Source organism: Photobacterium sp. 1_MG-2023, assembly GCF_030547945.1.
Classification (GTDB): domain Bacteria; phylum Pseudomonadota; class Gammaproteobacteria; order Enterobacterales; family Vibrionaceae; genus Photobacterium.
Genome location: NZ_JAUORR010000056.1, coordinates 1 through 7,048, shown reverse-complemented (window position 1 = coordinate 7,048; position 7,048 = coordinate 1). Strand labels below are relative to the sequence as shown.

6 protein-coding genes are annotated in these 7,048 nt (G+C 51.0%); 3 read left to right on the top strand and 3 right to left on the bottom strand.

Annotated elements, in window-relative coordinates; all coding sequences use genetic code 11:
- Positions 1 to 479: 479 nt before the first annotated feature.
- Both Q4579_RS22575 and Q4579_RS22570 read right to left on the bottom strand, forming a co-directional pair.
- Positions 480 to 1,976 (bottom strand): CoA-acylating methylmalonate-semialdehyde dehydrogenase, encoded by a 1,497-nt coding sequence (locus Q4579_RS22575; RefSeq protein ID WP_303567176.1) that lies wholly within the window; start codon positions 1,974 to 1,976, stop codon positions 480 to 482.
- A complete protein-coding gene (locus Q4579_RS22570) occupies positions 1,973 to 3,139 on the bottom strand; it encodes an iron-containing alcohol dehydrogenase (RefSeq protein WP_303567159.1) in 1,167 nt (388 codons plus the stop codon). The genes Q4579_RS22575 and Q4579_RS22570 overlap by 4 nt, the downstream gene beginning before the upstream one ends.
- A gap of 719 nt (positions 3,140 to 3,858) precedes the next feature.
- Here Q4579_RS22570 and Q4579_RS22565 point away from each other — a divergent pair.
- Positions 3,859 to 4,473, top strand: a complete 615-nt coding sequence (locus Q4579_RS22565) for a LysE family translocator (RefSeq protein ID WP_303567178.1) — start codon at positions 3,859 to 3,861, stop codon at positions 4,471 to 4,473.
- A gap of 793 nt (positions 4,474 to 5,266) precedes the next feature.
- The gene (locus Q4579_RS22560) at positions 5,267 to 5,944 is read left to right on the top strand and encodes a MalM family protein (protein ID WP_303567157.1); all 678 of its coding nucleotides are present in this window, start codon (positions 5,267 to 5,269) and stop codon (positions 5,942 to 5,944) included.
- Positions 5,945 to 6,039: 95 nt separating this feature from the next.
- On the opposite strand, the gene Q4579_RS22555 is transcribed toward Q4579_RS22560, so the two are convergent.
- Positions 6,040 to 6,396 (bottom strand): hypothetical protein, encoded by a 357-nt coding sequence (locus Q4579_RS22555; protein WP_303567156.1) that lies wholly within the window; start codon positions 6,394 to 6,396, stop codon positions 6,040 to 6,042.
- 153 nt (positions 6,397 to 6,549) lie between these two features.
- On the opposite strand from Q4579_RS22555, the gene Q4579_RS22550 reads away from it, so the two are divergent.
- Positions 6,550 to 6,840: a hypothetical protein gene (locus tag Q4579_RS22550; protein ID WP_303567154.1), complete on the top strand. Its 291-nt coding sequence runs from the start codon at positions 6,550 to 6,552 to the stop codon at positions 6,838 to 6,840.
- The last annotated feature ends 208 nt before the right edge of the window (positions 6,841 to 7,048 follow it).

The window sequence follows — 7,048 nt, the reverse complement described above, 5'->3', positions numbered from 1 at the left end:
AATCCATAGAGCGCCGGGTTAAAAACACACGAAAATCATCATGGAACAGATAAAATCACAGCAAAGTTCAGTCCTTCTCTAGAATCGTTCACAGCGTCCAGACGAGAATTCAGCGCATCAACGTCACTGGGTTCCCGCCTGCGCGGGAACGACGAATTTCATACAATTCATCCATGAATTTTTCCCTAGAGCTGTGATTCATTTTTCTATCGTCAATGCAAAATACCGTCATTCCCGCGAAGGCGGGAATCCATAGAGCGCCGGGTTAAAAACACACGAAAATCATCATGGAACAGATAAAATCACAGCAAAGTTCAGTCCTTCTCTAGAATCGTTCACAGCGTCCAGACGAGGCTCCAGCGCATCAACGTCACTGGGTTCCCGCCTGCGCAGGAACGACGAATTTCATATAATTCAAACGATTACCATCATTTCCGCGCAGGCGGCTTCCTGCATTGGGAAGCCGCTCAGATGCGGGGTTATTTCATGGTGGGCATAATGAAGTCAGCCCCTTGTTGCTGGTGTTTCGGCCAGCGGGTGGTGATCGTTTTCATCCGGGTAAAGAAACGCACCCCATCGTTGCCGTGCATGTGCAACGGTCCGAACAGAGAGCGCTTCCAGCCGCCAAATGAATGGAATGCCATGGGAACCGGAATCGGTACATTGACGCCAACCATCCCGACTTCAACCTGATCGCTGAAACGGCGGGCGGCTTCACCATCAGCGGTAAAGATTGCAGTGCCATTCCCGAACTCATGGGCATTGATCAGCGCCAAAGCTTCATCCAGCGACTGCGCCCGCAACAGGGACAGAACCGGGCCGAAAATTTCTTCCCGGTAAATCGTCATTTCCGGGGTGACCTGATCGAACAGCGTCCCGCCGACAAAATAGCCACTTTCATAGCCGGGCACTTGGTAATCTCTGCCATCCACCAGCAGCGTTGCCCCCTCAGCTTCACCCTGATCAATGTAACCGCTCACTTTTTTCATGTGCTCCTCAGTGATCAGCGGCCCCATTTCATTCTCAACCGCCTGCCCGTAACCCGGCCCCACTCTCAGCTCGCGAATGCGGGCGGTCAGTTTCTCGGCCAGCCGGTCGCCGACCTCATCGCCAATCGCCACGGCGACAGAAACCGCCATACAGCGCTCACCGGCGGCCCCGAAAGCCGCGCCCATCAGGGCGTTCACCGCCTGACCCAGATCCGCATCCGGCATCACCACCAAGTGATTTTTCGCTCCACCCAGGGCCTGAACCCGCTTGCCATGTGCCGAGCCCTCGGCATAGATATATTCAGCAATCGGCGTCGACCCGACAAAGCTGACGGCTTTGACACGCGGATCCCGAAGCAGCACATCCACCGAGGTTTTATCGCCCTGAACGACATTGAACACCCCTTTGGGTAGTCCAGCTTCTGTCAGCAGTTCTGCCAGCTTCAGTGCCGCAGAGGGATTTTTCTCTGAAGGTTTCAGAATGAAGGTATTGCCGGTGGCCAGTGCAATCGGGAACATCCACATCGGCACCATCGCCGGAAAGTTAAACGGGGTGATACCGGCACACACGCCGAGTGGCATCATCATCGAATGAGAATCCACCCCGGAACCGACATTGCGGCTGTGCTCCCCTTTCTGCAGATGCGGGATCCCGCAGGCAAATTCCACCACTTCCAGCCCGCGCGTCAGTTCCCCGAGTGCATCACTGTGTACTTTGCCGTGTTCACGACTGATCAGCGCCGCCAGTTCGTCCATGTTTTGTTCCAGCAATGCTTTGAAACGAAACAGGATCCGGGAGCGATTCAGGGGAGTCATCTGCGCCCATGCCGGCCATGCAGCTTCAGCCGCTGCAATCGCCTGTTCAGTCTCCTGCACACTGGATAAACCGACTTCCTCAATCACGGTGCCGTTTGCCGGATCCGTCACAGGCAGACTGCGCCCGGAGTTCACTGCTGTCAGCTCACTGTTGATGTAATTTCCAATCATCCTTCACTCCATACTTTTTCATACAGTTCAATGACCTGTTCCTTGCTGGGAACACGCGGGTTGTTGTTCGGGGAACCGGAAGCCAGCGCTTGTTCCGCCATGGTGTCCAGCAGGCTGAAATACTGTGCCTTGTCGATCCCGAATGCGGACAGACTGGGCACTTTCAAGTCCTGATTCAGTTGTCTGAGTTCAATCATCAGGCGCTCAACCGCTTCCTGATCGCTGATGATGTCGTCTGCCAGTCCCATAGCTCGTGCACAATCGGCATAACGCTCCAGACTGGCTAAGATTGAGAATTCAGTGATCACCGGCAGCAACATGGCATTGCTCATACCATGAGGGACATGGAAGTGGGCGCCAATCGGACGGCTCATACCATGCACCAGCGCGACCGAAGCATTTGAAAACGCCATTCCAGCCATGGTCGCACCCAGCATCAGTTTTTCTTTGGCCGCATGATTACCGGGCTGATTCACCGCCTGACGCAGATTCGGCGCAATCAGACGCATTGCTGCCAGTGCCTGCTGATCGGTAAATACACCGGCTTTACCACTGACATAAGCTTCCATCGCGTGTGTCAGTGCATCAATGCCCGTATCCGCCGCAATCCGGGCCGGAACCGAAAGCGTCAGTTCATAGTCGATGATTGCGGCCCGGGGAATCAGGCCCGGTCCCATGCACAGCATTTTTTCGTCTGTCTCCTGATCCGTGATAATGGTCACTCGTGTCACCTCAGAGCCAGTCCCTGCCGTTGTCGGAATCGCAATCACGGGCAGAATGGCTTCTGTCACCACATGCGGGACTTTGTAGTCCTGCATTTTGCCGCCATGCTGTGCCAGCAGCCCGATCGCTTTGGCACTGTCGATGGCACTGCCGCCACCCAGGGCAATCAAACAGTCATACTGGCCGGTCACAACCTGATCCACCGCCGGTAAAATCGAGGCTTCGGTCGGCTCCGGCTCCGTATCCAGAAACACACCGCAAGCCATGCCTTGAGCCGCCAGCGAATTCTGAACCCGCTTGACATACCCCAGATCCGACATCACCTGATCCGTTACGATCAGGGGCTGGCTGCAGGCCAGCAATCCCATCATGTCTGCAACCTTGTCCAGCGCTCCGGCGCCAATCTCCATCAATCCGGGCATTACAATTCGTTGTGTCATCCCATTATCCTTATTTCACCAAGCAGCCACAGAATGAATATAGATTAAAGTGAGACAATAAATATCAATATAAATAATTTTTGAGAGATCAGTCAGAGTCGTGGATCGGCGGGATCGGGCATGTCTAAAGTTGTGCGGGTATCGCGCTTGAGTTCAGTGCCTAATTCAGCATTATTTTGTTACGCGCCAGATACTCTTTGCTGGCACAAATGTATGGTCCGGGCCGGTTGTAGGCGCTCCCTGCGCCGACACCCTAAAAATTCATCCATGAATTTTTCCTTGGGGTTGTGATTCCTTTTTCTACCGCCAAAGCAAAATACCGTCATTCCCGCGGACCCTGAAAGATGTTTTACAATATGTTAAATTTACGCGCACATTTCGGACTTATAAAGCCAAAGTGATAAATTTTGTATCGTTTTTACCATTTAATCACATTAAATGACAAGAAAGTCAGTCACAAGAGGGTGTCATTTCAGGGTGCTGTTGAACTTGATCGATTAATTCAGAAAGGAATTCATCTCAGACCGTCTTCAACGTATGGGCTGAGATTCAGACTGAACTGCAAGATCTGCGTAGTGAAATCGATGCGCTGAGTCACTTTCTTGCTGAAGTCCGCCTGACCATTGAAGCTCAATACAGATCACAAAACACTACCAAGCCAACAGCATTCTGATTACACTGGCTGCGGTTTAATTCACAAGAATGTCGATATTGTTATGTTGGATCTCACACTGCTCACCGCTTTTATCCCGACTTTTTTCTTTGTTTCAATCACCCCGGGCATGTGCATGACACTGGCCATGACACTCGGGATGAGTATCGGTGTCCGGCGAACACTCTGGATGATGTGTGGCGAGTTAGTTGGCGTCGCCATTGTGGCGATTGCTGCAGTCATGGGGGTCGCAGCCGTGATGCTGAATTACCCGCAGCTCTTCAGTGCGCTCAAATGGCTGGGGGGTGCATATCTGTTCTGGTTAGGAATCAGCATGTGGCGAAACAAGGGCAAGATGTCCATGAATCTGGATGCGCCGACCGAAACCCGTCGCGGACAGTTGATCTCACAAGGATTTATCACGGCGATTGCAAACCCAAAAGGCTGGGCATTTATGATTTCGCTCCTCCCGCCCTTCATCAATCCTGAGATGCCGATGGCCCCGCAAATGCTCGGGCTGCTGAGTATTATCCTGCTGACAGAATTCATCGCACTGATGGTTTATGCAAATGGCGGAAAAAGTCTGCGACTCTTCCTTGGCCGTGGTGACAACCTCAATTATCTCAACCGAATTGCAGGAAGCTTAATGATGGGTGTGGGCCTCTGGCTGGCAATAGGGTAAGCCAACCTTTCGTACACAAGAAACGGATGTTCCGATCAGGCCAGTCATTGACTGGCCTTTTTTATATTCAACTGTCAATTTTTTGTCTTTACAGCTGACGCATTTCACAAAAATCGCCAGAAATTGAGTCAAAGAAACGTCGAATTACAGCTCTTACCAGAATATTTTGCGAGTAATATCACTTTCAATTAATCAACAAACTGCATTACAATTGCGCACTGTCAAAAAACACTCAAATAAGGAATAAAAAATGTGTTGTGAGCAGCCGAACTTGATGAGAATCAAACGCGGTATCTGGCAGCGAATCACTTGTAAAGCCGTTTACTGGTGCAAAACCTGCAACAAGACCACCAAAGTATAACGCTGTATTTTCTGTATTTTTCCGCTTAAATTTTCAAGCAACGTGTAGATGAATGGGAGTTTTCACTCCCATAATCACAGACGCCCCGATCAACTTTTGTTCAACCCGCCCCTGCTAAGTCAATTTCATGTCATTCTATCGTCAGACGAGTGTCACCTTCTGCGCCTGAGCGATCGAGATCACAAAAAAAGATTCGATCACGCATTAAGCTGCTGATTTTCAGAGTCACTCAGCGAGAACACCATGTGCTGCAAGAACCCAATGCTCTACCGGATAAAAAGAACTTTTTGGACAAAACTGACTTGCAGGGCCCTCTACAAATGTAAAAACTGCAACAAAATATTCAGAGTCTGACTTTCAAGCCAGCGAACCCAAGCCCCCGTCCTGACGCCACTGGCAATGACACGCCAACCGAAACTGCTATGGTTAAACATGTACCCAGCATGGCCCGAGGCTGTTATGCGTGTTGCGACCTTTCTTCTGTTCAGCCTGATGTTTTCCGGCTGCTCGCTGACGGACAGTTTTTCGCCCGAAACGGTCAATGGTGTGAAAAACGTCAGCGTCTCTCAGGCGCGTCAGGACAAAACCCAACTCCAGGCGACTTCAAGAATCTTCACCGAAGTCAGAAACCTGCCCGCATTACCCTGTTGCGAAAGCTTGCCGGTTCTGTTTCGGCTGACGAACGAAGATGTGATTATTGAATTGTCGTCAGGCCGGAGCTTTTCAAAACTGATCCGGCTGGAACCCAAGTTCAGCCAGCAAAACCTTGTCCTGACCAGCCTCGTCAGCCAAACCGTGTTTCCGCCTCAGGTCCAGCTTTACTCTGAAGATTTTCTGCTCATCGACAGCCTGACCCACTATCGCTACCGGCATTTCACCATCCGGCAGCCTGATCGCCTGGAACTGCACATTCCCCTGTCTGACTACCTTGATCCGGTGCGTTACCTGCTGGTTTATACCAGCGAAGCAGCGATGGCAGATTACACCCCGTTACTGGATGCCGAAGCACAGTACGAAAGCCGCATCGGCATCGATGTCACCCCGCATCCCTGGTTTCTGGCTCCGCACGCCCCGACAGGCAGCTTGATTCTTCAAACTGCCCACGACTGAAGGAAAACTGCAACGCTGAAAATAAACACAACAGGCTGATGACTCTGAACTCTGTTGATCTGTCATCACAACGAACAAACCCATTGGATTTTCAATCAGTGATCGTATCGCCAGCGCGGCGGAAATACCTGATTCATCACCAATGAATCTTCCACCAGTGCGAACTGAAGTTTCGCTTCGTTCTGTGAGACATGGTCAACAATCAGGCAAGCCTCAAAAATCGACCAGTTAAAATCCACGGTCACAGTGACCTTGGCATCCTCAATCGCAACGTTTTTGATCACCATCGAATCCGGCACAATGCTCATGTGCCGATCATCTGTCCAGGCCAGTTCATAAAACAACGGCTGGAACTGACTTTCTGCCGCCTTCACCGCCGCCTGAATTTGCGCTACACGGTCCGGCAACTCAGGATTGAGTGCCAGGACCAGCGATAGAACTTGCTCACTCATGGTCTATCCTCATTTCAGTACTGACAGGCAGCATAACAGATACAAGCGAACCGCCAACAAGGGACGCTGTGCATACTTCAGGTGCCGACATGCACTTCCCCGAAAATAGTGACTACACTCATGTCATCGTTCTTTCGATTCACAAGGATTTCTATGGACAGCAAAGAAAAAGAGGCAGGGATTTTACAGGCACTGGCTGAGCGTATGGAATCCCAGCGATTACCCAGAGCGTTAGCAATGAAACAACGGGTCGATGATGGCGAAACTCTGAATGAGCTTGATATTCAGTTTCTCAAAGAGGTTCTGGATGATGCACAGCGCATCATGCCTCTGGTAGAGCGCCACCCCGAATGGCAAAACCTGGCCGCCAGCCTGATCAACCTGTATCAGGAGATCACAACCAAAGCGCTTGAGAATGAAAACTACCAGCCAGGCAAGGGGTAGCCATTGATCAACCAATGGCATCATCGGCCTCGAAACCAAGCAGCAAAGACCCCCGTACTTCGAGGAACCAGCAGCACCAAAATCTAGATTAAGTCAAATAAAACAACCAATTACCGTCATTCCCGCGAAGACGGGAATCCATAAAGCGCCGAGCTACAAACACACAAAAATCTTCATTGAACAGATCAAATCACAACATGGTTCAGGC